Genomic DNA, 24,544 nt, shown 5'->3' with positions numbered 1-24,544 from the left:
TCCTTAGCTGATGCGGATCCAGGTTGAGTTATTCCAGCCGCCTTCCTTGCCGTCGCCGACGATATAGCCGAGCAGCTTCCAGGTGCCGGGTAAGGTGCCCCCGCGGCCGGCCCACTGGTCAGAGCCGCAAGCGAGCTTCAGATAGCCGCCAGCAATGGCATATCCAGCAGCGCGGGCGCCGACGTTGGCAATACAACAAGCCATGGCGTAAGAGCCGACTTGTCCCCAGCCGCTGGCGACCACATCGGCATTACCCTGGGCGGCGGGGTGGTTGTGAGCTGCGGGCACCGCACCCAGCCAATTGCGGATGGCGGTAGGGTTACTGCAATAACGGGTGTAGTTATCGGTGGTGTTGTTGACCCGAAATGCCATGGCACCCGATATGCTGCTCTCATTTTGATAGGAGGCCCGGAAAAGCCGCCCCTGCAGATCCCCAGCCCCGTCCCGAACCGCATAGGAGTCACCGATAGGGTCATAGCTCCAGCCTTTGTTCACTAAGTTCCCGAGCCCGACATCGGCTGCTGATGGCTTGTTGCCGGTGTTGTAGTCTCGCGTCCAGGGCGTCCAGGCCCCGGTGCTGTACTGGGCGCGGCGCCAGACTCGGCTGGAGTTATAGACGTGGTAGGTCTGCTGGGGGCCGGCGCCACTGCTGACGATGAGTGCCCCCGCGCAGTTCTCCGGGTAATGACGGGCGGCCGAGGTGTTGGCGTTGGCATGTTGTGCATACACCTTGGGCTCTTTCAGGGTGTCGAGGTCTTCAGTTCCCAGGTTGATGGGGTTGAGCCAAGAACCCGGGTGGGTGTGGGAGGATGGGGCCACGTTCTCCAAGGCTTGTGGCAGGCCATCCACTTCCGCGATGGTCGGCTTGTGACCGGTGTCGAACACCTCACGCCATGGGCTCCACGCCTTGGTGTTTGCGCTGAAATTGCGCATGGCCACTGCCCCGTCACCGTCATATGGCCAGGCAATCTGGAGCAGGGGTTCGGACGCATAGATGCGCTTGGTCTCGCAGTAGAAATAGTTGCCCGCTGTCGGTGGGCCATTCGGGCAGCTGATGGTTGCATACAGCCCAAATTCACCGGCTTTGCAGGTGTCCATGTCTTTGCTGTAGGTGACACCGAAAGAGGTCCCGTTGTTGCTCAGCATGTCGCGGCGAGCTTGATAGCCGCTGGTATCGAGCTTGCTGGCCAGCACCTGGGTCAGTCCTTCCACGTTCTCAATCTGGTGGTCGTGGCTGTTGTCCTTGATCTCCACCGCGATGGTGACGCCCTGGGCGTCTTCCAGGATCCCCTTACCAGTGACGTCCCCGGTCAGCTCGATGGTGCGCTTGCGGCGCACGTCCGTGACGCTGCCGTCCGTATTGACGATGGCCACCTTGGTCACATGGTGCTGATAGCCGTTGCTGTCCAGGTAGTCGGTGACCTCCGGCACGCTCAAGGTCAGGGTAAAGTGGTTCACCCAGGCATCGAGCAAGGAGCCCGCCCGGTAGATGTCGAGCCAGAGCCCCACCGGCTTGGCGCCCGGGGTCAGTTTCTTGACCTCGTTGAGCTCCGCCCGCAGGCCACCCACATAGGCCACCCCGGGCTGCACCTTGTAGATCCCGGATTCGTTCACCAGCTTGAAGCCATCGCCGTAGAAAGTCGCAGGCCCGAAGAACTGCAGCGCCTGTAGGCGCAGGTCGTCGTCCATCCCACGCAGGCGGGCGGCATAGTCGATCTGCCAGGTGCCAGCGTCCACCTGAGTGAGGCTGGCCTCAGCCGCGCGGTCGTACTCCATCAGCAGGGATTTGACCAAGCTGTTGCCGGTCTGGCCGCTGGCCTCATCGGTCTTGAGCTTGGTCTCCAGTCCCTTGTGCACAATCATCCCGACCAGGCCGCTGGCCTTGTTGATGAGGTACATGGCGTTGAAGCTGAAATCGCCGACCGTGGTGTCCATGACGATGGTGTAGGCCACCGCGTCGTTGTTGATGCGCCCGCGCTGGTCCACTGCATGGCGGTGCACAATCTGGCTCGTCGGCGGCAGGCCGCTGTCCGGGTTGATGGCCGCATCGGGATCGAGCCCCGGCACGTTGGCCAGCACGAACTCATCGAGAACCACCGGCACCTGAGTTGCTAGGCACTCCTGCCAGTAGCGGGAGAAGGCATTGGTAATGATCTGGCTCATGGGTTCCTCTTAAGTGACGCGCCGAACACCTGTTGGCTCATGTCGATGCGGCCGGTGTGAAGGGTGCCGGTGACCGGGTAGACCACCTGGAAGCGATAGCGGCGGCAGGTGCGGCCATAGTGTTGGATCAGGGTTTCCATCAGTTTCTGGTTGGCCGCAATGGCGCCGTCGGTCACCTCGATGGTGATGACGTCCCAGGGGGTATTGGCCTGGCGCTCGTGGATATCGCACCAGCCGATGCCAAGGCGCTCGAAGATGCGTTTAAAGCCGGCCACCTCGCCGGCGTCCCGGGCGTTCACAAAGGCGAACTTGACCCGCTTGCGAAAGAGCGCAATCGGCTCGCCGTTGAAGCGGGTGATGTCCCGCTCCCAGGCGAGCAGCGCCAGCAGGGACTCCGAGCAAGTCAGCGGGTCTTGCTGGGCCAGGGGCAGCAACAGCCAGCCTTTGATCCGCTGCCAGAAGGCGTTGATGCCCTTGGCCAGAAATCCGGGCTCGGCGTGGGCCGGGCTGATGGTGTAGCCGTCTTCCCACCAGGGGGCACTGGCATCTGGCAGCACCGGCGCCTGCAGGTCGTGTTCAAGCGGGGTCGGGTCAGTCATGCAGGGTCACCTCCAGCGAGCTCAGACGGGGGATGGCCAGCCCCGACACGATGTCATCTTGCGTAAACTTGAGGCTCTGTAACTGCGGGAACTGACTGTGGATCTCGCGGCCCAGCTGGGAGAGCGAGAAGCGCGAGCGCGGCCAGGTGCGGGTGACAGATGGGAAGTCGGCCGACTGGCGAAATGCTGCTTTGACCAGGTTCTCGGTACCTGCTTTAAGCGCCGCCCTCTGCTCGTCGGTGAGGTTGGGCTGGGGCCAGAGCGCCAGCGTCAGGCTGTGCTGGGTCTCGGGCATGGCCATCACGAACAGATCATCGCCGTGGCCATGGTTGCCCTGGCGGCCCACGTAGTCGTTGAGCTGGTTGATAAGGCTGGCCGGGGTGGCGCCGACTTCCAGCAGGATATAAGCGTTGGCGGTACCCGGGCCACGGGGGCCCTCATGCTCAAAGAAGATGTGATCGGCCCGGATCCCCGCCACGCTCGCCAGCATGGAGCGGTAAATCGCGTCGATGTGGTAGCGACCCACCGCCGAGAACTGGTTCTGGATGCGCAGGCCGAGGGCGTCGTTGCCCTCGGCATCGGCCCCCTGGGTGGTGATCCACTCCTTGTCATCGTTGCGGGCCGACAGGATGCCGGTCACCGGTTCGCTCAGCAGGTTGTAATAGCCCGGGGCCAGATTCCAGGCGCTGCCAGCGAGCTCTGCCTCGCAGACCACTTTGGCTACCGCTTCGCCGGCAGGGCTCACCACCGCCTGCAGGGGCTTCACTCGGTAGATTGTGCCGTTGATGCGCTCGGTGGTGATCCAGATATCGGCCGGGATGGTGACCGCCTCGCTCGGATTGGTTTTGACGAAGTTGATCACCCCTCGGGTCTTCTGGGCGGCCTTGCGGGTGAGATCCACATCCCATGCTTTGAGGTCGAGATAGGCATCGGTGGCGGTGGCCGCAAAGGTGTTGGGCAGTACATGGCCCGCCAGCAGGGTGCGAATAAGCCACAGTGCCGGGGTAATGACCACCCCGCGCACCAGCCGCCAGAAGGGGCTCACATCGCTGTCGTTGGTGATGAGGGAGCCGGCGGCCACCACCTCCTTTTTGAGCTCGGCCTCCATGGCCTGTTCGGTGGTCGGGACGCCGGCCTCGGCCAGCAGGGCCATAAAGTCCACGGTCGGGCGCAGGTTCACAGGGTTACCTCCAGTTCGCCGAATTCATAGGTGCGAGCGGTGACCAGCACCCGGTCGGGGGCCTCTTCGCGGATCACGATGGTGCCGGGCACCAGCCGCTCGTCGTCTTCTACCAGCAGTTCAATCTCGGTCATCACGTCGGCTCGCAGGGTCGGGCTGCGCTCGCCGATGAGCTTGCGGGCCAGCCCCGACTCCATGATGCGGTGCTTGATGTCCTGGCCGATGCTGTGGCGGTCCTGGGTGTAGCGTGGCTGGCCACCGGCATCGAGTTGCCAGGCGCCGTTCACTACCAGCAGATCGATGTACTTGGGTTCGTTCATCCGCGTTGCTCCACCCAGGCGCTTTTCTCCAGCTCGTCCGGGGTCGGCATGGTTTGGGGGGTGATGTGCACCTCGGCGATATGCAGGGCGCGGGTCGGCTTCTGATTGGCCGTGGTCGCAGCCGCGTTGGCCTGGATCAGCTGTTGGCCAAGGCCACCTGCTGGCACCTTGCTCTGGTCCTGCTGGCGGTAGCTGGCCAAGGGGCTGTTCAGCACGCTGGCTGGCGCCATCTCCACGGGGGCGGCGGCCCACGTTGGCAGCACATCCACGTTCAAAGCGCCGGTGTCGAACTGGGTGCCCAGGAACTGATTTGAAGCATCGAGCGCGGTCTTGATGAGCGCGATCAGCGCCCGCCACGGGGTGAGCAGGGTGTCGAATGCCGTGCCAAGGATATTGCCCATCCGGCGGCCGGCATCGGCCACGTTGTCAATCCCGACACTGGCCTGGTTGGTTTGCTCAAAGAAACTGCCAAGCCAGGCGATCCCCTGACCGAGCAGACCCACGATGAGGGTGAAAAAATCCACCAAGGGGGCCAATGCTTGCGAAGCGAGCGGACCAAAGGTCTCGGCCAGGCCACCAAAGAAGGCGCTCAGTAGTTCAAAATCGGTCAGCACTGCGAAGGTGGCGCGCAGTTCGTCCCAGTAGATGATGGCCAGCGCCACGGCGGCGACCAGCGCCAGGATCGCCCCGATGATGATCACCGCCGGATTGAGACTCATCGCCATATTGACGGCCAGGATCACCGGGCGCAGGCCCGCGAGGGCTTTTCGCAATAGGTTGAGGGGCGCCGTGAGGCTGCCAAACGTCAGTGCCCAGGCAAGGGTCGCCAGTTTGGCAAGGCCAGCTAGCATCAACCAGGCACCGGTCACGATCCCAAGGCCCGCAATGGTCAGCACGGCGTAACCCACCACCTTGGTGAAGTTGGGAAAGAGCCGGGTCCAGCGCAGCACCACGTCACCACCATCGGCAAAGGCGCCCACCACCTTGTTGATGGTGGGGAGCACGGCACTAAAGGCGGCCGCCCGGATGGCGAACCAGGCCGATTCGACCCGCTGCCACTGGTCCGTCATGGCGGCCGCCATCTGTTCTGCCTTGCCCATGCCGTGGGTGTTACTCAGGGCATTGATACTGGTGGCCAGCCCCTGGGTGTTGCTCATCAGTAGCTTAATCATTGCGACCGCTTCATCCGAGCCAAACGCCTTTTTCAGCTCGTCGCTGCCGGCCACGGTGAGGGTGTCACCATAACGGGCCTTGAGCTTGTCCAGGATATCGAGCACCGGCAGCATGTTGCCCGCCGAGTCGGTGAACTTGAGACCGAGTGCTTTCTGGGCGTTGCCGACCCCAGCCAGGAAGGACTTGAACTTGGTACCCGCCTCGCCGCCGCCCATGGTGGCCTGCAGGTGACCGAGCACGGCGAACTGCTCATCCATCGAAATCTTGGCGGATGTCGCGTTGGCACCAAGGGCGCCGAAGGCATCGGCCATGCCTTTACCGGTGGTCTTGAACATCTGCACGGCGAGCGCACTCTTGCCGGCGACATCCTCCACCCAGTTGGCCTTGCCCATCTTCTTGGCCTGCTGCTCGAAGATGCCGTACATGGTGCCCATGTAGCTGGTGATGGTGGCGGTGTCGGCTTTCGTGGCTTTGGCCAGCACGGCTGAGGCACGGGCAAAGGAGGGCAGTTCATTACCCTCCAGCCCTGCGATGGCGGATTGGATATCGTAGGAGGCACTGACAAACGCGCTGGCTGATTCGCCGTATTCCACGGAGAACTGCAGGGCAGTATCGGCCAGCTGCTTGAGGGTCTTCTCATGGACATCCAGCGAGGAGACCTCGGCTAGGGCCTTGTCCATTTCAAGGGCTGGCCCCAGGGCATTCTGGATCGCCATGGTGCCGGCCAGCATGGCCGCGCCACCGCCGGCGATATTGGCAAAGCCGTTTTGCGCGGTCTCTTTCACCTGGTTCAGCTGGTTGTTGATGCCCTCAAGCGGCCGGGTAACGGCATCAATCAGGGCAATCCTCATGATCAGTTGTTCGGTGACAGAAGCCATGATTTATCCATTGAAGGCGGTGGCGATGCCCTCGGCGACGGCGCGGGCGTGGCGTTGGGCGTGGTACTTGTCTAACCAGAGGGCGCGAGCCAGGGTGTCGAGCTCGTCATCCTCATGGGGCAGGTAATGGCGGCGCAGCGCCAGCACCTGCTCCAGTTGGTTGTGCTCGATGGCCTCGGCGCGCGCGGTCAGTTTTTTACTTCGATATCCAGATCAGGGGCGTACTGCTCGTTGACCTTGGCGGCGATCTGCAGGGCCGCGCCCGGGCGGGCCAGCAGGTCATCCAGCGCCTCTTTGCTGTCGGCGTCGACGATGCGCTTGAGGTACTGGTGGGACGGCGCCACCTTGTCGGTCATCGACAGGCCGTTGATGTAGCTGTTGTAGGCCACCATGGTGGGCACAAAGCGGATGTCTTGGCCTGCGATAGTCAGGGTGATGGTTTGCTTGCTCATGGGGTGGTTTCCTCTTGTTCAATCCAAAGATTCAGGGTGGCTATCTGGGTTTGGCAGCGGCGCAGCGCCGTCTGCAGGGTGGGAATAAACCGCACGGCCTCGCCGTAGGTGGTCCCCGTAAAATCAGGCTCCGGGCAATGGGGTACCAGCCCCGGCGGCGGCAGGCGCTTGACCAGCTGGGTTTGCACCACCGTGGTGGGTTGGCTGGAGCAGGCGCAAAGCGCCACCAGGCAGAGGCTCGCGAGCGCAGTCCGGGCGGCCCGCCGGCGGCGTGGCCAGTGCTTCTTGCAGTTCATCGGCAGTTTTCCTGTGCTGTTTGTCGAGCTCGGTCAGCGCGTCGTTCTGGTTGGCGAGCAGCAGACGCAATCCCTTTGCCTGCATCAGCAGCTCCTGGAAGGCGGTCGCTTGCTGGTTGTTGACTGCCTGCAGGATGCTGATGGTGTCGTTGGCGCTGGCCAGCGCTTTGGTGCGAGCGGTGAGCCGTTCGCCCTGGGCAAACAGCAGGGTGCCCAGTACGAGCCCGATGAGGGTCGGCAAGAACCGGATGAGCGTGTTCATGCCAGCACCCCGCCGAACTCGGTGAACTTGGCCAGCAGGTCGGTCAGCCGATGTTCGCGCTGGCCGTAGCCGGCCCCGGGCAGGCTGGCCCAGATGTTGGCGCACTTGGCCACCGCCTGGGGGATGCGCCCCTTGAGCACATCGTCCAGCGCCTTGCGTTCGCGGATGAGCTGGATAGCCCAGGTGTCTTGCGACGCGGGACCGAAATCCGGCAGGCCGAGCAACAGCTGGTAATGGCTCCAGTGCCTGGACAGATGCTGATAGCGACCGGCGGCGGTGCTGACCAACCCAGGGCGGACAATCACCGAGACGTTGGGATGGGTGCGGTAATCACCGAAGAACCCCGCCGGATTGACCAGCTTGTTGTAGCCATCGTCCCCGAGATCCTTGGTGCCTTCGGCATAGGCGAGCATGTCGAGAAAGGCGGCCACCTGTGGATGGCAGTTACTGCGCGGCATTGTTGTCCTCCTTCTTGCGTAACATCTGTTCGGCCCGGTCGCGGATGATGTCGATCCCAAGCAACCCCACCATGCCCCCCAGTAGTGGGGTAGCCTCCTGGGGGATCCCGAGCAGATGGGTCCCGGTGGCGGCCGCCAGGGTGATGAGGCCGCACAGCAGGGATTCGATTAGCCGACGACGACCCCGTCCGCCGGCATAGGTGATGCGCAGGAAGGCGATGGCCAGCGCCAGCAGTGCCCCATAGACGGCGGGCCAGTTGTCCATCAACCAGGCCAGCAGGGCGGCCCAGAAGGTGGGGTCTTTGTTTGGCATAGGGTTCATGTCCATTGCTCTGATTAGCGACCCAGCCGCTCAAGGCGGGTCTGACAGGGGGCGCACAGGCGCACCCCGGGTACATGGCGGCGGCGTCCTTCCGGGATGGGGTCGTCGCACTCTTCACACTGGTGGCGGCTCTCTCCCTGGTAGCGTCCCTTGCCCACCTGATTGGCCAATTGGGCCGCCAGCATGCGGGCGGCGTGGTGGTTGGCGCGGTCGATGTCGTCCAAGGCGTTCCCCTTAATCCATCAGGTGGCGGGTGTCGTCCTTGGAGAGGTACGGCACGCCATCGAGGTGGATGAAATCAGGGGAGGTGACGAAGCCTTTCACCTTGTGCACGGCCTTGCTGCCGCCCTTGGGGTCGATGTCGAGCAGGTCGGCCACATTCAGCTTCACGCCGAAGGCTTCCACCTTGATCTCCTCGCTGCCGGTGCTGGCGTAGAACAGCACATCGTCCGGCGCCATCCCGCGCCAGCTGCCGGCCCGCTTGGCGGCGGCGATCAGCTGTTTGAGGTTCTTGGTGTCGAGCTCGAACTCACACTCGGCCGACACATCCCCATCCACAAAGCCATCAGGAATGCCTCGGGTTTGTGCCACGGCGCTGTTATCGGTGATGGAGAGGCTGGCCTTTTCGACGTGGACCATGGCCCCCATCAGGGTGGTGTCGAAGTTGATACCGGAAAAGCGTTTGGTCACGGGTTAACCCTCCCCGTTGTTGAGGCTCAGATCGAGCATGATGTTGACGGTGATCCCCTTGGGGCAGTCCACGGTGCGTACCACCACGAACACCGAGACCAGGTTCTTGGCGGTCCACTGGATGGCGATGTCGCCATCTTGTGGGGAGGCGATGTCGCCCGGGAACAGCTGGCCGCTGATGGTGGTTGCCTTGGCCATGGCGCGCAGATCCTTGCCAAAGTAGGTGATGGCCATGGCGGTGCTGCCCGGGGTGGAGTTGAACGAGCGATCCCCGATGCGGGCGATGGCCCGGATACGCATCCGGCGCGCCACCTTGTAGGCGATGCGCAGGTTTTCGATCACCTGGTAGTCGCCGCCCTCGCCGTCCAGGGTGCGGCCATCGGCCCAGAACAGCCCGTCATAGTCCGGGTACCACATCGGCACCGAGTAGCGGTTGGTTTCCAGGGTCTGCAGGGTGGCCAGCGGCAGCTCGGTGCCGTCCTTGTCCTTCGGCTTGTTGCCAAGGCCCACCAGGGCGCCGGTCTTCACCCGGCAGGGGCTGTCAGCGATGCTCACCGCCCGGTTGCACAGGCGCCCGGCGTAAGCCCCGATGAGGTTGGGCCAAAGCTGAGGCACCAGACCGACCGAATCGGCCTTGATGCCATCTTGCAGGGCGGCCAGCTCGGCCTCGTAGGTGGACCAGTCTTGATCCGGGCCGATACCTGGTACCGCCAGCAGCAGGAACTGCCAGCGCCCCCACTGGGCGATCAGCTCCTGGCTAAGGGCATGGGCGGCGTTGATGGTGGCGGTGTCCCACTCCTGCCCCAGTACCACGACCCCCTCGAACGACTGGGTTTGCTGGGCATCACGCACCGCCTCTTTCCAATCCATGTCGGTGGGCAGCACGAAGGCGGCGGCCGTCCAGTTCTGGCCGGCGTTGACCATGGCCGCCTGCAGGTTGGCCTTGAGCTCGCTGTCAGCTGTGCCGAGCAACTGGTCGAAGTCTGACTGGGTATTGAAGGAGAGCAGCTTGCCTGTGTTGCTGGCGGCACTGCCGACAAACAGCAGGTGGCGCTCGACTTCCGTCACCGGCCCCTGCATCTGGTTCAAGTTGTGGATCTGTACATTCGGCCACATGGCGCGGACTCCTTAAGTCTCGGGGTTAGGGGCGGACAGGGTGGGCACTGCCCGCCACCGACAGCGTGATTTCATCGGCCACCCACACTTCAAAGGGGGCCACGGTCCAGGTCTTATCCAGCCAGCGGATTGCACCGTCCGGGTCTTCCACGATGCGCAGGGGCTCGGCGAACTTCACCTCCAAATCCAGATCCGCGCTGTGCTCATCATTGGGCACCACGTCATAGGTGGGATCGGGCAGGGCGAAGCGCTCGCGGAAGGGGTCGTTTTCCTGTATCCAGCTGGCGATCACCGCCAGCAGGGTCTCGGTGCGGCACTCCCGAAACGGCATGCTTTCCAGGGAAAACACGGCGGTGTATTTGAGCCAGGCCAGATCCATCCCAGTGATCCCCATGTCCTTGGGTTCCAGGCTGATGGTGCCGCCCTCCATCCAGCTGTCGAGGGCGCGGGCGCAGCGGGCCGGCAGCACACGCTCAATCTCGCTGTGCAGGGCTGACAGGAAATACCCCTGGGGATGCAGGGCCTCGTTGGTCTCGCTCATATCATCGAGACCCCGACCCGGTGCTTGTTCTTGATGCTGCGCACCAGCTGCTGGCTTTCGGCCAGCAACTGCTCACGCAGGTCGGGGGCGCGCTCGGCCAGGTCTTTGCGGGCGTCCCGCTCGGTGACCGTGGCGAACTCAGGCAGCAGCATGGCTTTGGCCCGGGCAAAGACGGCGGCCAGGTAGGTCTCGGTCAGCGCGTTGTTGCCGCCGGCGAGCCGGGGGCCGGGCACCTGACCGGCCTCGGTGTAGCCCTGGGCTCGCAAGGTGGCCTGGTGGCGGGTCAGCTGCAGGTTGATCTCGCTGATGGCCGCCAGCAGGGCCGCACTGATGGCGTCGCTGTCCATGTCAGCGGGCAGGGCGCGCCGGCGCTCGAAGTCGCCACACACCACGTCAGGCCAAAAGCCGTCATTGGTGATGGTCTGCTCGCTGTAGTGGATGCTTTTGCCTGAAATCATGTGCTGCCCTATCAATTGGGGCGCCCCTGAGGCCACGGGATTGAGCGCGGTGCGAGCGGTCAGCTGCAGGCTCATCCCCGCCGGGGCGCGGTGGCGTGGGAGTCGTTATTCTGGGTTGAGCGCGCGCAGGCGCATGGCGATCTTGTGGCGCAAGGTGCCGACCCCGATCTTGCTGTGGGTCTTCTCGGCTAGGGCCAGCCAGTGGTCGGCCTGCTCCAGGGTGGCGTTGTCTGCCAGCGCGCTGGGGCGAGGTACCCCGTCCTTGTCACGCAGCAGCAGGCAACCGGCCAGCTTGTACCATTTGGCGGTGGCTTGCTCGTTGAGGCGCCAGTCACCCCGCACCTTGTCGAACACCCGGGAGAACCAGGGTTCGACGCCATGGCCCAGCGCCGCTTGCTCCTCGGCCCAGCCGAGCACTGTGTCGGCAGTGAAATGGGCCCAGTCGCGCTTGATGTTGCCCGGGGTACGCTGGTTCTGCTCGATGGCCAGTAGCGCCCAGCGGATGGCGGTCTCCAGATCGCCGATGTCAAACGCCCAGACGATCAGACGTTGAAACAGCGCGTTCTGGTACACGGTGCCGAGCGCCGCCAGTTCCAGGTACTTGTCCACGTAGGGGCGATATTTGGGAAACAGTTCATCCCGTTTCATCGCCACCTTGTCGCTCATCCTGGCCAGCGCCTTGAGCCGTGCCATATCCTGCTCCAGAGCAATCAGCTGCAGGTGCAAGCTGTTGGCCACAAGTCCTGTGGCTTGCCCGGTGGTGGCGGCTTGCGCCGCCCCCAACTGGGCCAAGACCTGCTGCTTGTGACGCATGCCTGGCGAGAGAGCCATGGTTACGCCTCCGGCTCGCTGGGCGCGTCAGCAGGGCGCGCCCCGACCACCACATCGGCCTCTTCATAGCTGCCAAAGGCTTCATAATCGCCAATGGCATAGCCTTCCTGGCGCCAGTACTGGTTTTCAAAGCCCTTGGTGTCGTCGTTGTCGGCCGCCTTGCGCTTGCGGGTGTTGCGCTGGGTGTAGATGTGCAGGTTGGCCAGGGTGGTGACCCACATCCCGTTCGCCGGGAAATAGGGCGGGATGTAGGCCGGGCGACCGGCAATGGACTTGGCCAACTGCTGGGCGGCAATCTGTTCGGTGGGTTTGGTGGCCTCGCTGTAGAGCTTGGCCTGGGCCGCGGCCACCAGGTCGGTACCGACCAGCACCACCAGACGCGGATCGGTGCGATAGAGCGGGTTGATGGTGGCGTTGATGAGGTCGGAGGCCATTTCATCCAAGGTCTTGAAGTCGCCGTGGCCGTCCGGGTCGAAATAGATCTTGTCGCCGGCGGGGGCTTTCACCACCTGGCTACCCTTGTTCCATTCACGCGCCAGCTGCTGCCAGCCTTTGTTCACGTCTTCACCGAGCGGGTACGTGGCCGGATCGGAGTCGTCGGCGATGTGGGTACCGTTAAAGCCCACCCGCAGCATGTCGAGGCCGAAGGTCTGGTTGGTGAAGTCGGACACCAGTTGCACGAACTGGCCCTCGTTGCCGGCGTTGGCCCAGGAACACAGGGTGCTCCAGTCCAAGCGCACGCAGGAATCGGTCTCGGTCAGGCTGTACTTGTTGCCATCGACCCCAATCTTGCGACGAAAACGTCCCTCAACCTTGCGGCCGGTGTGCAGGGCACTGGCGCCGACTTGCACCACCTGGCCGGTCAGCTGCTCCACATCCAGGCAGGTGATGAGTTTCAAGAACTCGGTGGATTCGAGGATGGCGCCGCGCAGCACGGTTTCCATGGGGGCGCTGACGGAGAACTGCTTGGCCAGCGCGTTCTCGGGCACGTTGAAGGCTTTGGCCAGCAACGCGTTGTAGTGGTTCAGGCACTGCTCGGCCTGCGGGGTTTTGGTTTGACTCACAGAGGGTTCCTCAGCAAACGGTCGGGTGGGTGTCGCTGCCGCCCAGGGCATCGGGGCGCTGGTCCGGTGCTTCTACCGAGAATTTTTCGATCTTGGCGTTCAGGCTGTTCAGCTGATCGCCCAGGCCCTTGAGGGTCTGTTCGAAAGCCGAAAACTGCTCGCCGGTGACGGCGACCGGGGCGGGATCGGTCGTGGTGGCTGGCTCGGTAGCAGTCGATTGCTTGTCTGCCGTCAGCGCGTCAACCTTGGCGCCAAAGGTTTCAATCTGGGTGCCCAGCGCGGTGAACATCCCCGCCAGCTTGTTCATCTGTTCTTCGTTCATGTCGGTACTGTCCTCGGGTTGGGTGCTGGTCGGTGACTCAGTGGGGATCGCCGCAGTCGGGGCGCCGTGAGTGCCCAGGAAGTTGAACACCTTGTGCAGGAGTGAGACGCGGTCGGGATGACTGTGCTCATCGGCAGGCAGCGAGAAACCGGACAAATCCAGCGGCTGACTGGTGCCCACGGCTGGCGACGGGTGCTTGGCGGAAAACTTGAGCATGGTGGTGCCGGTGCTGGCGGGGATGTCCGTCACGCCCACCGCAAACAGGTAGGTTTTGCCCTGACCGGTGAAATTATCAAGCGGCTCGATGGAGCAGAACTTGTACTGGCCGCGCTGGTTTTGATAGATGAGGTCGCGGGTCGGGCAGAGGATGGCGAACAGGGTGTGTTTGCCGTCCACCTTGTCGGCCTTGAGGGCCTGCACGTAGCCCAGGTTCTCGCCCCATTTCGCATGGTCAGGCCAGAGCTGTGCGCAGTAGAAGGTCGGATCGTAGGTGTCGGCCATGTCGGTGATCCACTTGGCCGAAATCTCACGGCCATCCACGGACTGGCCCTCAGTGGCGATCGCCACCCAGCCGGTGCGCAGTGATGAGTCTGTCGGTGTTGGCACGGCGGCCTCCTGGTGTCGAATTGGCGTCAGGTTATCGGGGCCAGCGCAGGGGAGCACTCAGAGGCGTTCGGGCGATTTCGGATAGCGGGGGTTATCCGAATTCATCCGAATGAAGGCGGCGGGATGGGGGGGATCGGCTCAGTATCATGAGCCCCAGCTTTATGACTGGGGAGCCTCATGGCCTATACAGAAGAGGTACGACAAACCGCCAAGCGGCTTTATCTGCGCCATTGGAGTGCACGGGAGATCAAGGAAGAACTCGGCCTTGGCAGCGTGCGGGTGGTGTACCTGTGGGCCGAAAAGTATGGCTGGACGGAGCTATTAAGCGACGAGGCGCTGGAAGATGCGATCACCCGTCGTTACCAGGCGCTGGCCGCCAAGTCGAAGAAGAACCACGCCGACCTGGCCGAAATGGACAGGCTCATCAGCCACCACGTCGCCCTCAAGGCGGAGGCCGTCAAGCTGGCCGAGCGCGAGCAGGCCCTCAAGGCTCGCCGGCAGGCCGCCCCGCCAGATGAGACTGGCGAGGCGGGTGAGGGTGAAGGGCGCCGCCAGCGCGGGGAGAGCAAGCCGAAGAAGGGCGGCAAGAAGACCAAGAACTGGGTCAATGACTTGGGCCCCGAAGACTTCGAGGGGTGGCTGGCCTCCCTGTTCCCGCACCAGCTGTACGTGCGTGAGGTCAAGAACGACCCGGCCATCCCGCGTACCCGCAACATCCTCAAGTCCCGCCAGATCGGCATGACCTACTATTTCGCCGGCGAAGCGTTGGAGGATGCCATCTTGACCGGCGGCAATCAGGTGTTCCTGTCCGCCACCCGGGCCCAGGCCGAGATCTTCCGCTCCTACATCATCAACATTGCCCGCAAGTTTCTTGGGGTGGAGCTCAGCGGCAACCCCATTGTGCTCTCCAACGGTGCGCAGCTGGTGTTCTGCTCAACCAGTGCTAACAGTGCCCAGGGTTACACCGGCAACTTTTACGCCGATGAATACTTCTGGATCAAGAACTTCAAGGCGGTCACCGATGTGGCCACCGGCATGGGGTCGCAATCCCACTGGCGCAAGACCTTTTTCTCCACTCCGTCCAGCAAGGCCCATGGCGGTTACAAGCTGTGGACCGGGGATGACTGGAAGGGCAAGGATCCGGCCCGCCAGGCTATCGAATTTCCGACCGAAGCAGAGCTGCGCGACGGGGGGCGGGTCTGCCCGGATCGGGTGTGGCGTTACATCCTCACCCTGGAAGAGGCGGTGGCCAAGGGGTTCACCCTCATCGACATCGAGGCGCTGCGCGAAGAGACCGCCATCGAGGTATTCGACCACCTCTACATGTGCGCCTTTGTGGACGATGACGCCTCGGTGTTCAAGTTCCAGCACATGGAGCGGGCCCAGACCAGTATCAACAACTGGAGCGACTACACCCCGGGGCATCCCGAGCCGTTCGGCAAGCGCGAGGTGTGGCTGGGCTATGACCCGAGCCGCACCCGCGATAACGCCACCCTGGTGGTGGTTGCCCCGCCGCTGTTCCCGGGCGAAAAGTTCCGGGTGCTGGAGAAGCATTTCTGGCGCGGGATGAACTTCCGTTACCAGGCGGACGAGATAGAGAAGATCGCCAAGAAATTCCGGGTCACCTATTTGGGGATCGACGTCTCCGGGGTGGGCAGCGGGGTCTATGACCTGCTGCAGCCCGTGTTCAAGTCAACCATTACCCCCATTAACTACAACGTGGAGAGCAAGGCCCGGCTGGTGCTCAAGATGGTGGATGTGGTCGAGTCAGACCGCATCGAATGGGATCAGGAAGACATCGAGATCCCGCTGGCCTTCATGAGCATCAAGCGCAGCACCACCGGCGGTGGCCAGCTGACGTTTAGGGCCTCGCGCAGCAGCGAGACCGGACACGCCGACGTGTTCTTTGCCATCGCCCACGCGGTGGACAACGAACCGCTCGACACATCGCGCCGCCGCAAATCCACCTGGGCCATCAGCAAACGAGGAAAACATGAGCCGCAAACAGCGCTTTCAGCAGCGGGCCGAGCGGCCCATCCCCACTACAACCGGCAGCCGACCATCGGTCAGCTTTTCCATGGCCGAGCCCATCGATCCCACGGCTTGGATGACCGACTACACGGACGTGTTCTACAGCCCCTGGGGCGAGTATTACCTGCCGCCTATCGACCGGCAGGGGCTGGCCAAGGTCGCCCGCGCCAATGCGCACCATGGCGCCATCCTGATGGCGCGGCGCAACATGGTATCGGGCCGGTTTATCAGCAGCGAGGGCGTGCCCCGGGAGGTGATCACCGCCTTCGTGCATAACCTGCTGCAGTTTGGGGACGCGGCCTTGCTGAAATTGCGCAACGGGTTTGGCCAGGTGGTGGGGCTCTACCCTCTGTCGAGCCTTTATCTTCGCCGTTGCCAGGATGGCAATTTCCTGATGCTGCAGCGCGACGGCAGTTACAAGCACTACCAGGCGGCCGACATCATCTGGCTGGCCCAGTACGACCCGGTGCAGCAGGTGTACGGCCAGCCCGATTACCTGGGGGGCCTGCAGTCGGCCTTGCTCAACCAGGACGCCACCATGTTTCGGCGTAAATACTTCCTCAATGGGGCGCACATGGGGTTCATCTTCTACGCCACCGACCCGAACATGGACGATGACCAGGAAGCGGAAATGAAGGAGATGATCGCAAGCTCCAAGGGGGTCGGGAATTTTCGCTCGATGTTCGTCAACATCCCGGGCGGCAAGCCCGATGGCATCAAGCTGATCCCGGTGGGGGACATCGCGACCAAGGACGAATTCGCGGCCATCAAGGCGATCACCGCCCAGGATGTGCTGACGGCTCACCGGTTCCCAGCTGCCCTTGCCGGCATCATCCCGGCCAATGGTGGTGCGGGTCTCGGGAACCCGGAGCAGTACGACCGGACCTATGCCCGAAACGAAACGATCCCGATGTGCGAGCTTATCCAGGATGCGATCAATGGCGCCAATCTGCCACGCCGGCTGCAGGTGGAGTTCAACCGCTCTCTGGAGGTCGGTGTCACTGTATAGAGATCCAGCTTAGAGGTATAATCGAGCGGTTTTTATCGACGGTATCAGGGGGGATTTATGCGGGTATTTTGTCGGGAATGTGGGGAACTGGGGCGCATCACCAAGACGCACCGCCTGAGCCGTGATACCGCGGATCTGTACTGCCAATGCACGGATGCAGAGTGCGGGCACAGCTGGGTGTCGCAGATGTCATACAGCCACCCACTGAGCCCATCGGGCCGCACGACCAGCCAACTGGCCTTGAGCCTTATCAACTCACTCAGTCCCGATGGGCGACAGGCCCTGCAGCGGGAACTCAACCTAGGACAATGAATAAGGGGCGCATTATGCGCCCCTTATTCATTTTTTAATTATATGACATGTTGCGAGTATCAAAGACAAGGGGGTATGACATGGTGGTCTTCCCCGTTGTTTTATAGACCTTTGTGTCATATTGCAGCATGACACCCGTTGTACGAGTGGATTCTGCATAGTCACGATCATTGGGTACGCCAATGAACTTAGCCCCTTTGTGAGTTACCAAATCTGGGTGGCACTCCGCCAGAGTAGCGGCATCAATCAAGTCGATGTCAGTGATGGTGTATGGCGGTACAACGATCTGTGCATTTGATTTGATGGCACATGCCACATTTTCTGTTGCAGGGAATTCGAGTCGACTGATGGTGACCGGGACAGGGTACGTATTAAAAAACTTCGCGGAGATGACATTGCCATTTCTGGCAGGAATCAGCCCACTACGTTTCTCTTCCCATTTGCTCATATCCAGAGGGGTTGATACCCCTGGCTTCGCAGCAAATGACTTCACATTCGCATCGTTATGTGGCGTTTGTGAACATGCACTCAATGCAAGGGATGCCATCAGCAAGACAATATTTTTCATAAATCCTCAATCGTTACCAATGATACTCGTCCGAGTATTTTTCATGCTGTGAGTTTGATAATCAATAACAAATAGCGTGCTCTGCCGCGCTTCGCTTGCCGGCCAGCAAAAGAGGGCGACAGACTGCGCTAGTCATCTCTCTTTTGCTGGCGCAATTGATGGCCTCTCTCCGAGTCGTATTTCGGGAGGAATTCAATCCTCACATACTCAGCTCTGCCACGGGGCAGGGGTGTTATCTCTAGCCTGTTGAAAAAATTATCATCAAGGGCTTGGGTTTTGAGCGATGGCCCCAATATGCGTGTGGAGCATACTGCTCATATAGAGGCCTAAAATTATGACTGCATTCCAAATTGGTGATCAGGTTCGTCTCAAGAGTGGGGGGCCTGTGATGACTGTTTCGGGGACGGTGACTACACAAGGGACTTATCAGTGTCGGTGGTTCGATACGTCTCATGCTGCGGCATCTTTTGCAGAATATTTCCATCCCGACACGCTTCATAAGTTTGAAGAGCCTGACGCTGATGCCATTCGAAAGAAGATTGGCCTAACTGGCACTAATTAATGCCGATAAATCCAGTTATCGGCATCATGGAGAGCTGAGGATGCAAACTAATGTTACATTTTACCCTGGACAACAAGTTGTTCTAAGAAGTGGCGGTCCGATTATGACTGTCACCCATGTTTCCCGTAAGGATGGCTATGTTGATTGTATTTGGTTCGACTCGAAATTCGGACCAAATCGCTATCATACGCGGCTCTCCGGTGCGGTTTTGGTGCCACTCCAAGTACAAGCGATCCTCAATGATGGCGCTTTGCAGGAAGTTCATGTCGGAGATGTCGTTCAACTGCATAGTGGCGGACCGTCAATGACTGTCGATTCCGTACATGTCGATGGGGTTACGCCGAAAACTGTATGCCTGTGGTTCGATCCCAGAGAGATGGCTCCGTTATCAGCTGGCTTTCACCCAAACGCTTTAGCTATAGAAAGCCGATAGTCTTTCAAGGGGCCTCCGGCCCCTTTGCCTTACCTCCATGCCTGACCGCACATTGTGTTGATGGTAATCAACGACTCTAATCTGTTTCCCTCTTATCTGTTCGGTTATGCCAGTAAGCAATCGGCAACAAATGCGACTGTGTCACCACCACTTGGAGTTATGGCATCGGCTTTGGCCATCAGGTGAGTGATCAGCGCCTCTCGATGCTCTGGACGAACGTCGGCCAAGCGTGTATTAGTCGTCTCAGCAATGAGGTGGTGCACGTCTGATTTGAGTGCCGTAGAGCGCAGGCCATCAGCTGGTAACCCGAAGAACTCGGCATTACTGATCGCCTCCTGGCGGCGTTCGACTGGTGGCAATGGCCATGTACGCAGATCGACGGTATTGCGCAGTCGGTCAAGCTGGACGCAGGCTGCCTCGGTATCCTCATCCCCTAGGGTATTCAGCAGCGCCAGAGCATCCTCGGCGCCGGCAGCCGTCATGCTGGCCAGCCAGGCCGCTGGATCTCCCGACTCGGCCAGTAGGCCCCGCACGTCCTTGAGTTCTGCCTGGCGTTTTGCCTCCCGGCGTCTGGCTTCGGCTTCAATTTGATACGGTGATAGCTCGTTTGGTGATTCGAACGGGTGCCGTTCGGTCACTTTCAATACTCCATCCCGGATGCAAACTGACCTGTCCCCCGACCTGACAATCAAGCCGTGTCGTATCATGGTCATTTCTTCATCATCTAGCCCCAAATGGAATAGATTTCTATCACTCAACAGATCCTCTTTAGATCCTTCTAGATCGTCGCGTACAGTTGTTGCCAGAGCTCCAAGGGGGAAACCCCCTTCGCTTCGCTCGGTACCCACTAACTCGCTGCGCTCGCCCACAGACCAAAACCCGCTGCCTTGGGCCTCAGTGGCGCTCTGTGACCCACATTTGCGCAGTACCCATTCCCCCACGCGGGTTTGCTGGATGAGGCCGTCAGCAGCCCGCACACCCACAAGCTTGGTTTGCGGTTCGCCGTATTGGTTGGGTTCGGCAAAAGCGGTGCGGTGGATACTCAAGGGACGTTCATCGCGCCGGCAGCAGGGGCCGCCCATGGCTTGGGTGAAGTTTTTCCAGTCCACCGCGTCGGCATAGCGCCGGCACTCTTCCATGATGGGGCTGGCCAGCGGGGCCACGATGATCCCCTTGGCCTCTTGCAAGCGGCCAGGCAGCCGGCGCAGCTCCCGCCATATCCCGACCGGCGGGCCTTTCAGCGGTTGGAACTGGCGCAGGCCCCAGAGCGATGCCCATGCCCGCACTCGGCGGGCGCCTTCGGTAGCCGCGGTCTCGGCTTCCAGATCGCCTTCGTCACCGACCCGGTACCCGTCGATGTTCTTGGCGATGTATTTGACGATGTAGCCGACGGCGCCGCCCTTCTCCTTGTCCATTACCTTCCAGTCAAAGCGGGGTGTGATGTCGCTATAGGGCTTTTTGCTCTCCGGGTGGCGTTTGCGTTCCAGGTCGCCTTTGTCATGGCTCAGGGCATAGCGCTGCAGGATGCCGATCAGCCGGTGCTGGTGCTCGGGTTTGACCCAGATCAGCAGGTGCCAATGAGGTGTGCCGTCGTGGTGGGGTTCGACCACCCGAAAGCCGAAATAGTCGATAGGGTCGGCCACTAGGAACTCCCCCCGCTTGGCCAGGTTGCGATCGAGGGCAGAACGGCAGCGCTTCCACAGCTCGCTGATGTAGTGTTGCGAGTCGCGGGGGGATGAGCCGTCGTGCTTGGGGTTCTCTTCTGTGCTGTCTGGCCCGCCGGCCTGGGAGGCTCGTACCGTCTTCCAGGGGTGGAAGCGGCTCGGCGCAGTCCAGGTGAAGAACAGACCCACATAGCCCATTTCGTCAGCCACGTCAGAGAAGCCGCGCGCCCGAACGATCAACTCATGGCGGCGGTTCTCCGGGTTGGCGATGGAGGCTTTTACCGCATCCTCCAGGCTGATGATGATGTCGTCCTGGGCGTTATAGGCTTCCATGTCTTTGAGCCAGGCTGCGGCCATTCGCTGACGCTCGATAAAGGCCTGCAATCCCTGGCTGGACACGTAAGCGGATACCCCTTTGCGCACCTTGCCGAGCAGGATGGCGCAATGTTCGTTGTACTGCTCCCAGATTTTGCGCATGCGCCTGGCCCACCACTTGGGGTCGAGCCAGCGGATCAGATGGTGTGCGATGAAGTCGTCGCGGCTTGCGGCCGTTCTGAACCTGGGCAGGCGGGGCAGCATGCCCCAAGCGGTCAGCGGTTGGCTGCACGCCTTCCACAAACGGATCGCCGGCACCTGCTCAGCGCCGAAATCGGTGATGGCATTAAACAGCCGGGTGACACGTTCGGCGTAGTTGACGGCCAGGCGCTCGCGGCTCTCTTTGGTGCGCAGCGCTTCGAGTGGTTCGGGGATCACGTTCTGCACCTGGCGCAAGGTCGTGATGCGGCTTGATAGCCAGCGGTTGGCGTCGTAGCAGATCGCCACGCCTTTGAGGACGTCCGGGGCGCGACGGGCGCAGTAACCCACGAACAACTCGGCGATCAGCTCGCCGGGCAGTTGCACCCCAGGCCCGCCGTTCTCACGCGGGATCGGCCGCTCCAGCAGGTCAAGCGCCCAGTCCAGGGCATAGGCGCCAGGGATGCCGACAAAATAGCTCTTGATGGCCTCAACCTGGGTATTGATATCGCCGCCGGCGAGCTCCCTGCGTCGAGCGGCAGGGAGGCGGGATGCGTCGAGTGGACAGAGTGAAACACGACGACAAGCCATGATGCGACGAGCCATGGCTTTGGTGGATGCGGCCAATTTCCAGGCAGCAGGCTGCCTGGGGGATATGGGTTTAGCGTCGAACAGATCGGGGTGGAGCGACATTAGAACGACAGGGGCTCGTCACCGGGCAGAGCTGCGAGCAGGCGCTCTAGATAGGAAAAACCAGGATAGTGCTGTGAGGCGACCATCATTACTTGGCGCCTCCTGACAGTGCTTGAAGCTCAAGGCGACAGCTCGCCAGTGCTCTGGCTGCCATACCTCTCATCTTGCGGGCTGCTGCACACTGGCGAAGGGTGAAGGATATGCTGATCCGTGGACGTGGAGAGAGTGAGCGCATGGTCAGCAGGTCACGCTGATAGCCGCGTAAGCGAGCGGTATCGCCGAGCATGATTGTTCGCCAACTACCCATGGTTTCTTCCTGGGCGATTCTCAAGCGAGAGCTCATTGGATCACCTCACCCTGACCATGCAGTGGAGCACATTCTTTCCACCAGTCGCCGATCTCCCGGGCCAGTGCGGTATCTCCTTGGCCCAGAGCCAGCCAATAGACCGAGCGCACAGCGCCAAGCGCCAGCAGTTCCTGGGAGATGTTTCGATCTCCTCTGGCTTCACCACCTGCAGTGATAAATTCAGCGCGGGCTGCTAGCCAGTGGCTGGCCAGCTTGCTGCGCGGATTGGGCTCGCTCTCGCCGATGAACTCCTCATCGACATAGTCTTCATCCATGAGTGCAGCTGGACTGCAGGTAGCGACCAGCTGGATCTGGACGTACTGTTGGCCGGAGTACACTCCACCCAAACAGATCCGGTTATCTTCGGCATGGGTTGCAAACATATCGGCCAATAGCCCCTCGATCAGCTTGGGGGCCTGGCGGGCGATCTTGATAGCGTCGCTCATATCATCCTCAGCGCTTTTTTACTGTCAGTTTGTTGTACCGCTCGTGGGTCATCAGCTGATAACCGCTGGCCCCACAGGGCCGAAACAGGCGGTATCGGTAGCCCACGGCAATGACATCCCCACACCCGGATTGCAGCCGGCGAGGGCGTTTACAGGTGAGCATCAATGCCGCTTTTGCCTGTATCTGGGCCGGGATCCGGCCAATGCTCTTGAATCCTTCCATGTGCATTGCTCCAGGGGCTGCCGAAGCAGCCCCTTGTTGGATTAGTTGGGATGGGCTGGGCGCACTTGCTGGGGAATGATCAGAGAGCCTTTCATCAGCCATACGGCGTAATCAGACAGGCCGGGGGTATTGATGATGCGCAGCAGCAGGCCGCCGCCAATCTCGCGATAGCCCAGCTCGTAGTTCTTGAGGGTGGTGGGCGGGATATCCAGCTGTGCCGCGAATTTGGGACGACTCAGTCCCAGAAATTCGCGCAGTTGGCGCAGACGTTGACGGGTACTGTCATTGAGGGCCGTCATGGACGGCATTTCAGAGTTGTGCAGGGTCATGGTTAGGCTCCTTGATGGGCATTAAGGCGATTGATGTGACCAAACAGAGAAGCCCAGACCAGGGCATTAGCGCGCTGGCTCAGGATCGTCAGGTCGTTTTCCGAGTAGCGGGCGGCATATGGCCCTGTGATACGGCTGTTCTGGATCTTGCGGTTGCGCAGCGCGCAGGGGATTGCTAGAGTTGCCATGTCGACTTCCCTTCCTAGAGTGGTTGATAGAGAGCCCCGTTAGGTGTTTGCCGCACCAGTGACCGGGGTTTTTTCTTGCCCGCAATTTGCGGTTTGTGGGTTGTTGACCAGTGTCATCAACAAGCCCTTGCTCTTCGCTAGCCGGTCGGCTGGTCCTGTTACCTCCGGTTTTTCTTCTGGTGGAGCTATCAAACCGGAGCGCCATTCTTCGAGACTGACCGCACCGTGAAACAGGTGTTGGTACCCAAGGCGACGCATGGCCAGACAAAGGGCCTCGCGGTCGCGTTCCCCGAGTGGGAATTCAGGTCTTGCCAGCGAACTGGGTAACTCGGCTTCATTGCAGATGGCTCGACGTTGCGGCTGATTGAGCTCACCCCAATATTTCGCAACCCTGCAATTGGCGTGGTAAATCGCCTGACGCATTTCTGCCAGTGCTCTCTCGGCTGCGCTCGCTTGTAATGTGTTCATCGTTTCCTCTCCTCACATCGCCAGCGCAGCGAGTGGTGACACCACCTGAAAGCGTTGTTCGACGTCATTGATCAGCAGCGCAACCGACCCCATCGCTGCGGCGGCAATGCTCATGAAAGATTGGTGCTCGTTGCTGGTGATGCGGCCGCGTTCCGTGAGCTCCAGGGTGCGCTGGCCGATGCTCGCTATCTGGGAATTCAGGTTGATCACCTGATGGGTCAGGGATGGCGCCCGCTCTGCATCGGGAATGGCGACTGCAGTCAGGCCACACTCAAACAGCAGGGCATCGAGCAGCGTTTCGTCTTTGGTCACCTGGTAGAGAGCGATCAAGTCGTCACCCGACAGCTTGTGTTTCTGCTGCTGATTGAACTTGTTGCGCAGTACATGAGCCGACATACCCATGCTGGCGGCCAACTTTTCTACGTTGCGATCCTTCACGAAACCCGCGCAGGCACTGCGGTAGTGGGGGTGTAGGTTTCTGGTGGTATTCGACACTCTGATTTCCCTCCAAATGTCGTTAGGGTTAACTCGCAAGTTTGAACTGGGGGGCCAACAGGGAGCCCGCCATCTGCTTGGCGATAAACACATGCACCTTGACCATCACCAGCTCGTTGCCTCTGGTCTTTTCCATTACATCAAGGCGGCCGGTTTTGACCCAGTGGCGAGCGGTATCGACAGACACGCCCACCCACTCGGCAAACTTGGCGATAGGCATCAGCGGCGGAGTGTCGGGGGAGATCACCAGATTGATCGCACTGACGGCTGCAACTGGGGCAGATGATGCGGCAGGGTTGATATGGCGAGGTGGCATGGCGGCGGCCCCTATTCTGCTGAGCTAGGTTGGACAGGGTTGGCTTTCAGCTTGCCGCCGGTCATAACCTCGATCTGGTAGGCGCGGCCTTTGGGGATCGTGTCGCCCCACAAGGAAACTGCGGATTTATTGATCCCCAGAGCTCTGGCTAGTGCGGTAGCTGTTCCGTAGTGCTCAATCGCGTCAGACTTTTTCATAATCCCCTCTTGTTTAACAT

At 61.1% G+C, this 24,544-nt stretch carries 33 protein-coding genes and 1 pseudogene; 5 read left to right on the top strand and 29 right to left on the bottom strand.

Going from position 1 to position 24,544, the window contains the following annotated elements:
* Positions 1–3 precede the first annotated feature (3 nt).
* The 19 genes from VZC39_RS18290 to VZC39_RS18200 all read right to left on the bottom strand — a co-directional run bounded on the left by VZC39_RS18290 (position 4) and on the right by VZC39_RS18200 (position 13,731).
* Positions 4–2,163, bottom strand: a complete 2,160-nt coding sequence (locus VZC39_RS18290) for a phage tail-collar fiber domain-containing protein (protein WP_434664390.1) — start codon at positions 2,161–2,163, stop codon at positions 4–6.
* Entirely contained in the window at positions 2,160–2,762 is a 603-nt protein-coding gene (locus tag VZC39_RS18285; RefSeq protein ID WP_434664389.1) for a phage tail protein, read from the bottom strand. The genes VZC39_RS18290 and VZC39_RS18285 overlap by 4 nt, the downstream gene beginning before the upstream one ends.
* Positions 2,755–3,942 carry a baseplate J/gp47 family protein gene (locus VZC39_RS18280; protein ID WP_434664387.1) on the bottom strand — a complete coding sequence of 396 codons (1,188 nt, stop codon included), beginning with the start codon at positions 3,940–3,942 and terminating at the stop codon, positions 2,755–2,757. Before VZC39_RS18280 ends, VZC39_RS18285 begins: the two co-directional genes overlap by 8 nt.
* Positions 3,939–4,262: a DUF2590 family protein gene (locus tag VZC39_RS18275; RefSeq protein ID WP_124251776.1), complete on the bottom strand. Its 324-nt coding sequence runs from the start codon at positions 4,260–4,262 to the stop codon at positions 3,939–3,941. The genes VZC39_RS18280 and VZC39_RS18275 overlap by 4 nt, the downstream gene beginning before the upstream one ends.
* On the bottom strand, positions 4,259–6,313 hold the full coding sequence (locus tag VZC39_RS18270) for a phage tail tape measure protein (protein ID WP_434664386.1): 2,055 nt from the start codon (positions 6,311–6,313) through the stop codon (positions 4,259–4,261). Before VZC39_RS18270 ends, VZC39_RS18275 begins: the two co-directional genes overlap by 4 nt.
* Before the next feature lie 3 nt (positions 6,314–6,316).
* Complete coding sequence (locus tag VZC39_RS18265; RefSeq protein WP_434664385.1) at positions 6,317–6,460, bottom strand: DUF6890 family protein; 144 nt, start codon at positions 6,458–6,460, stop codon at positions 6,317–6,319.
* Between the two features lie 41 nt (positions 6,461–6,501).
* Positions 6,502–6,765 (bottom strand): putative phage tail assembly chaperone, encoded by a 264-nt coding sequence (locus tag VZC39_RS18260; RefSeq protein WP_434664383.1) that lies wholly within the window; start codon positions 6,763–6,765, stop codon positions 6,502–6,504.
* Positions 6,762–6,956 carry an Rz1-like lysis system protein LysC gene (lysC, locus tag VZC39_RS18255; protein WP_434664382.1) on the bottom strand — a complete coding sequence of 65 codons (195 nt, stop codon included), beginning with the start codon at positions 6,954–6,956 and terminating at the stop codon, positions 6,762–6,764. Before lysC ends, VZC39_RS18260 begins: the two co-directional genes overlap by 4 nt.
* Entirely contained in the window at positions 6,889–7,323 is a 435-nt protein-coding gene (locus VZC39_RS18250) for a hypothetical protein (protein ID WP_434664380.1), read from the bottom strand. Before VZC39_RS18250 ends, lysC begins: the two co-directional genes overlap by 68 nt.
* Entirely contained in the window at positions 7,320–7,781 is a 462-nt protein-coding gene (locus VZC39_RS18245; protein WP_434664379.1) for a glycoside hydrolase family 24 protein, read from the bottom strand. The genes VZC39_RS18250 and VZC39_RS18245 overlap by 4 nt, the downstream gene beginning before the upstream one ends.
* On the bottom strand, positions 7,768–8,094 hold the full coding sequence (locus VZC39_RS18240; protein ID WP_434664378.1) for a phage holin, lambda family: 327 nt from the start codon (positions 8,092–8,094) through the stop codon (positions 7,768–7,770). Before VZC39_RS18240 ends, VZC39_RS18245 begins: the two co-directional genes overlap by 14 nt.
* A gap of 23 nt (positions 8,095–8,117) precedes the next feature.
* The gene (locus VZC39_RS18235) at positions 8,118–8,327 is read right to left on the bottom strand and encodes a TraR/DksA family transcriptional regulator (protein ID WP_434664376.1); all 210 of its coding nucleotides are present in this window, start codon (positions 8,325–8,327) and stop codon (positions 8,118–8,120) included.
* A gap of 10 nt (positions 8,328–8,337) precedes the next feature.
* On the bottom strand, positions 8,338–8,793 hold the full coding sequence (locus tag VZC39_RS18230) for a phage protein (protein ID WP_434664374.1): 456 nt from the start codon (positions 8,791–8,793) through the stop codon (positions 8,338–8,340).
* Between the two features lie 3 nt (positions 8,794–8,796).
* Positions 8,797–9,909 (bottom strand): DUF2586 domain-containing protein, encoded by a 1,113-nt coding sequence (locus VZC39_RS18225; protein WP_434664373.1) that lies wholly within the window; start codon positions 9,907–9,909, stop codon positions 8,797–8,799.
* 25 nt (positions 9,910–9,934) lie between these two features.
* Positions 9,935–10,450: a phage tail protein gene (locus VZC39_RS18220; RefSeq protein WP_434664371.1), complete on the bottom strand. Its 516-nt coding sequence runs from the start codon at positions 10,448–10,450 to the stop codon at positions 9,935–9,937.
* Positions 10,447–10,908 carry a head completion/stabilization protein gene (locus VZC39_RS18215; protein ID WP_434664369.1) on the bottom strand — a complete coding sequence of 154 codons (462 nt, stop codon included), beginning with the start codon at positions 10,906–10,908 and terminating at the stop codon, positions 10,447–10,449. Before VZC39_RS18215 ends, VZC39_RS18220 begins: the two co-directional genes overlap by 4 nt.
* Before the next feature lie 105 nt (positions 10,909–11,013).
* A complete protein-coding gene (gpM, locus tag VZC39_RS18210; protein WP_434664368.1) occupies positions 11,014–11,739 on the bottom strand; it encodes a phage terminase small subunit in 726 nt (241 codons plus the stop codon).
* Between the two features lie 2 nt (positions 11,740–11,741).
* Positions 11,742–12,803, bottom strand: coding sequence for a phage major capsid protein, P2 family (locus VZC39_RS18205; RefSeq protein WP_434664366.1), 1,062 nt, complete (start codon positions 12,801–12,803; stop codon positions 11,742–11,744).
* A 10-nt stretch (positions 12,804–12,813) separates the two neighbouring features.
* Complete coding sequence (locus VZC39_RS18200; protein ID WP_434664364.1) at positions 12,814–13,731, bottom strand: GPO family capsid scaffolding protein; 918 nt, start codon at positions 13,729–13,731, stop codon at positions 12,814–12,816.
* A 177-nt stretch (positions 13,732–13,908) separates the two neighbouring features.
* On the opposite strand from VZC39_RS18200, the pseudogene VZC39_RS18195 reads away from it, so the two are divergent.
* The 3 genes and pseudogenes from VZC39_RS18195 to VZC39_RS18185 form a co-directional block, all read left to right on the top strand.
* A pseudogene (locus VZC39_RS18195) lies at positions 13,909–15,723 on the top strand (terminase large subunit domain-containing protein); the annotation flags it as partial.
* A gap of 1 nt (position 15,724) precedes the next feature.
* Positions 15,725–16,771, top strand: coding sequence for a phage portal protein (locus VZC39_RS18190; RefSeq protein WP_434664363.1), 1,047 nt, complete (start codon positions 15,725–15,727; stop codon positions 16,769–16,771).
* 57 nt (positions 16,772–16,828) lie between these two features.
* Positions 16,829–17,083 (top strand): ogr/Delta-like zinc finger family protein, encoded by a 255-nt coding sequence (locus VZC39_RS18185; RefSeq protein WP_290023169.1) that lies wholly within the window; start codon positions 16,829–16,831, stop codon positions 17,081–17,083.
* A gap of 34 nt (positions 17,084–17,117) precedes the next feature.
* Here the strand turns inward: VZC39_RS18185 and VZC39_RS18180 are convergent, their stop codons facing one another.
* The gene (locus VZC39_RS18180; protein ID WP_434664362.1) at positions 17,118–17,651 is read right to left on the bottom strand and encodes a hypothetical protein; all 534 of its coding nucleotides are present in this window, start codon (positions 17,649–17,651) and stop codon (positions 17,118–17,120) included.
* Positions 17,652–17,985: 334 nt separating this feature from the next.
* Here VZC39_RS18180 and VZC39_RS18175 point away from each other — a divergent pair, with 334 nt between their 5' ends.
* Both VZC39_RS18175 and VZC39_RS18170 read left to right on the top strand, forming a co-directional pair.
* Positions 17,986–18,213 (top strand): YodC family protein, encoded by a 228-nt coding sequence (locus tag VZC39_RS18175; RefSeq protein WP_434664360.1) that lies wholly within the window; start codon positions 17,986–17,988, stop codon positions 18,211–18,213.
* Between the two features lie 40 nt (positions 18,214–18,253).
* Complete coding sequence (locus VZC39_RS18170; protein WP_434664358.1) at positions 18,254–18,646, top strand: DUF2158 domain-containing protein; 393 nt, start codon at positions 18,254–18,256, stop codon at positions 18,644–18,646.
* A 104-nt stretch (positions 18,647–18,750) separates the two neighbouring features.
* Here the strand turns inward: VZC39_RS18170 and VZC39_RS18165 are convergent, their stop codons facing one another.
* The 9 genes from VZC39_RS18165 to VZC39_RS18125 form a co-directional block, all read right to left on the bottom strand.
* Positions 18,751–21,516 (bottom strand): replication endonuclease, encoded by a 2,766-nt coding sequence (locus VZC39_RS18165; RefSeq protein WP_434664356.1) that lies wholly within the window; start codon positions 21,514–21,516, stop codon positions 18,751–18,753.
* A gap of 339 nt (positions 21,517–21,855) precedes the next feature.
* A complete protein-coding gene (locus VZC39_RS18160) occupies positions 21,856–22,308 on the bottom strand; it encodes a hypothetical protein (RefSeq protein ID WP_434664354.1) in 453 nt (150 codons plus the stop codon).
* Positions 22,309–22,315: 7 nt separating this feature from the next.
* Complete coding sequence (locus VZC39_RS18155; RefSeq protein ID WP_261998993.1) at positions 22,316–22,531, bottom strand: ParE family toxin-like protein; 216 nt, start codon at positions 22,529–22,531, stop codon at positions 22,316–22,318.
* Positions 22,532–22,572: 41 nt separating this feature from the next.
* Positions 22,573–22,860 carry a helix-turn-helix domain-containing protein gene (locus VZC39_RS18150; RefSeq protein WP_434664352.1) on the bottom strand — a complete coding sequence of 96 codons (288 nt, stop codon included), beginning with the start codon at positions 22,858–22,860 and terminating at the stop codon, positions 22,573–22,575.
* A gap of 2 nt (positions 22,861–22,862) precedes the next feature.
* Positions 22,863–23,048 carry a hypothetical protein gene (locus tag VZC39_RS18145; protein ID WP_259232510.1) on the bottom strand — a complete coding sequence of 62 codons (186 nt, stop codon included), beginning with the start codon at positions 23,046–23,048 and terminating at the stop codon, positions 22,863–22,865.
* A gap of 39 nt (positions 23,049–23,087) precedes the next feature.
* Complete coding sequence (locus tag VZC39_RS18140; protein WP_434664350.1) at positions 23,088–23,516, bottom strand: hypothetical protein; 429 nt, start codon at positions 23,514–23,516, stop codon at positions 23,088–23,090.
* Positions 23,517–23,528: 12 nt separating this feature from the next.
* Positions 23,529–24,011, bottom strand: coding sequence for a phage regulatory CII family protein (locus tag VZC39_RS18135; RefSeq protein ID WP_434664348.1), 483 nt, complete (start codon positions 24,009–24,011; stop codon positions 23,529–23,531).
* A gap of 28 nt (positions 24,012–24,039) precedes the next feature.
* Complete coding sequence (locus tag VZC39_RS18130) at positions 24,040–24,327, bottom strand: hypothetical protein (protein WP_323891709.1); 288 nt, start codon at positions 24,325–24,327, stop codon at positions 24,040–24,042.
* A gap of 11 nt (positions 24,328–24,338) precedes the next feature.
* Complete coding sequence (locus VZC39_RS18125) at positions 24,339–24,524, bottom strand: Cro/CI family transcriptional regulator (protein ID WP_319859501.1); 186 nt, start codon at positions 24,522–24,524, stop codon at positions 24,339–24,341.
* Between the last annotated feature and the right edge of the window lie 20 nt (positions 24,525–24,544).

This window comes from Aeromonas sp. NJAU223 (assembly GCF_051125555.1).
Lineage (GTDB): Bacteria > Pseudomonadota > Gammaproteobacteria > Enterobacterales > Aeromonadaceae > Aeromonas > Aeromonas veronii_G.
Note: the sequence above shows the minus strand (reverse complement) of the source record. Positions and strands in the feature narration are given on the sequence as shown.

What these genes read in the sequence shown, in the direction of transcription:
- VZC39_RS18290 (WP_434664390.1), bottom strand. Translation starts at nt 2,163, where the DNA reads ATGAGCCAGATCATTACCAATGCCTTCTCCCGCTACTGGCAGGAGTGC.
- VZC39_RS18285 (WP_434664389.1), bottom strand. Translation starts at nt 2,762, where the DNA reads ATGACTGACCCGACCCCGCTTGAACACGACCTGCAGGCGCCGGTGCTG.
- VZC39_RS18275 (WP_124251776.1), bottom strand. Translation starts at nt 4,262, where the DNA reads ATGAACGAACCCAAGTACATCGATCTGCTGGTAGTGAACGGCGCCTGG.
- VZC39_RS18270 (WP_434664386.1), bottom strand. Translation starts at nt 6,313, where the DNA reads ATGGCTTCTGTCACCGAACAACTGATCATGAGGATTGCCCTGATTGAT.
- VZC39_RS18260 (WP_434664383.1), bottom strand. Translation starts at nt 6,765, where the DNA reads ATGAGCAAGCAAACCATCACCCTGACTATCGCAGGCCAAGACATCCGC.
- VZC39_RS18250 (WP_434664380.1), bottom strand. Translation starts at nt 7,323, where the DNA reads ATGAACACGCTCATCCGGTTCTTGCCGACCCTCATCGGGCTCGTACTG.
- VZC39_RS18245 (WP_434664379.1), bottom strand. Translation starts at nt 7,781, where the DNA reads ATGCCGCGCAGTAACTGCCATCCACAGGTGGCCGCCTTTCTCGACATG.
- VZC39_RS18240 (WP_434664378.1), bottom strand. Translation starts at nt 8,094, where the DNA reads ATGCCAAACAAAGACCCCACCTTCTGGGCCGCCCTGCTGGCCTGGTTG.
- VZC39_RS18225 (WP_434664373.1), bottom strand. Translation starts at nt 9,909, where the DNA reads ATGTGGCCGAATGTACAGATCCACAACTTGAACCAGATGCAGGGGCCG.
- VZC39_RS18220 (WP_434664371.1), bottom strand. Translation starts at nt 10,450, where the DNA reads ATGAGCGAGACCAACGAGGCCCTGCATCCCCAGGGGTATTTCCTGTCA.
- VZC39_RS18215 (WP_434664369.1), bottom strand. Translation starts at nt 10,908, where the DNA reads ATGATTTCAGGCAAAAGCATCCACTACAGCGAGCAGACCATCACCAAT.
- gpM (WP_434664368.1), bottom strand. Translation starts at nt 11,739, where the DNA reads ATGGCTCTCTCGCCAGGCATGCGTCACAAGCAGCAGGTCTTGGCCCAG.
- VZC39_RS18190 (WP_434664363.1), top strand. Translation starts at nt 15,725, where the DNA reads ATGAGCCGCAAACAGCGCTTTCAGCAGCGGGCCGAGCGGCCCATCCCC.
- VZC39_RS18185 (WP_290023169.1), top strand. Translation starts at nt 16,829, where the DNA reads ATGCGGGTATTTTGTCGGGAATGTGGGGAACTGGGGCGCATCACCAAG.
- VZC39_RS18180 (WP_434664362.1), bottom strand. Translation starts at nt 17,651, where the DNA reads ATGAAAAATATTGTCTTGCTGATGGCATCCCTTGCATTGAGTGCATGT.
- VZC39_RS18175 (WP_434664360.1), top strand. Translation starts at nt 17,986, where the DNA reads ATGACTGCATTCCAAATTGGTGATCAGGTTCGTCTCAAGAGTGGGGGG.
- VZC39_RS18170 (WP_434664358.1), top strand. Translation starts at nt 18,254, where the DNA reads ATGCAAACTAATGTTACATTTTACCCTGGACAACAAGTTGTTCTAAGA.
- VZC39_RS18165 (WP_434664356.1), bottom strand. Translation starts at nt 21,516, where the DNA reads ATGTCGCTCCACCCCGATCTGTTCGACGCTAAACCCATATCCCCCAGG.
- VZC39_RS18160 (WP_434664354.1), bottom strand. Translation starts at nt 22,308, where the DNA reads ATGAGCGACGCTATCAAGATCGCCCGCCAGGCCCCCAAGCTGATCGAG.
- VZC39_RS18155 (WP_261998993.1), bottom strand. Translation starts at nt 22,531, where the DNA reads ATGGAAGGATTCAAGAGCATTGGCCGGATCCCGGCCCAGATACAGGCA.
- VZC39_RS18150 (WP_434664352.1), bottom strand. Translation starts at nt 22,860, where the DNA reads ATGACCCTGCACAACTCTGAAATGCCGTCCATGACGGCCCTCAATGAC.
- VZC39_RS18145 (WP_259232510.1), bottom strand. Translation starts at nt 23,048, where the DNA reads ATGGCAACTCTAGCAATCCCCTGCGCGCTGCGCAACCGCAAGATCCAG.
- VZC39_RS18140 (WP_434664350.1), bottom strand. Translation starts at nt 23,516, where the DNA reads ATGAACACATTACAAGCGAGCGCAGCCGAGAGAGCACTGGCAGAAATG.
- VZC39_RS18130 (WP_323891709.1), bottom strand. Translation starts at nt 24,327, where the DNA reads ATGCCACCTCGCCATATCAACCCTGCCGCATCATCTGCCCCAGTTGCA.
- VZC39_RS18125 (WP_319859501.1), bottom strand. Translation starts at nt 24,524, where the DNA reads ATGAAAAAGTCTGACGCGATTGAGCACTACGGAACAGCTACCGCACTA.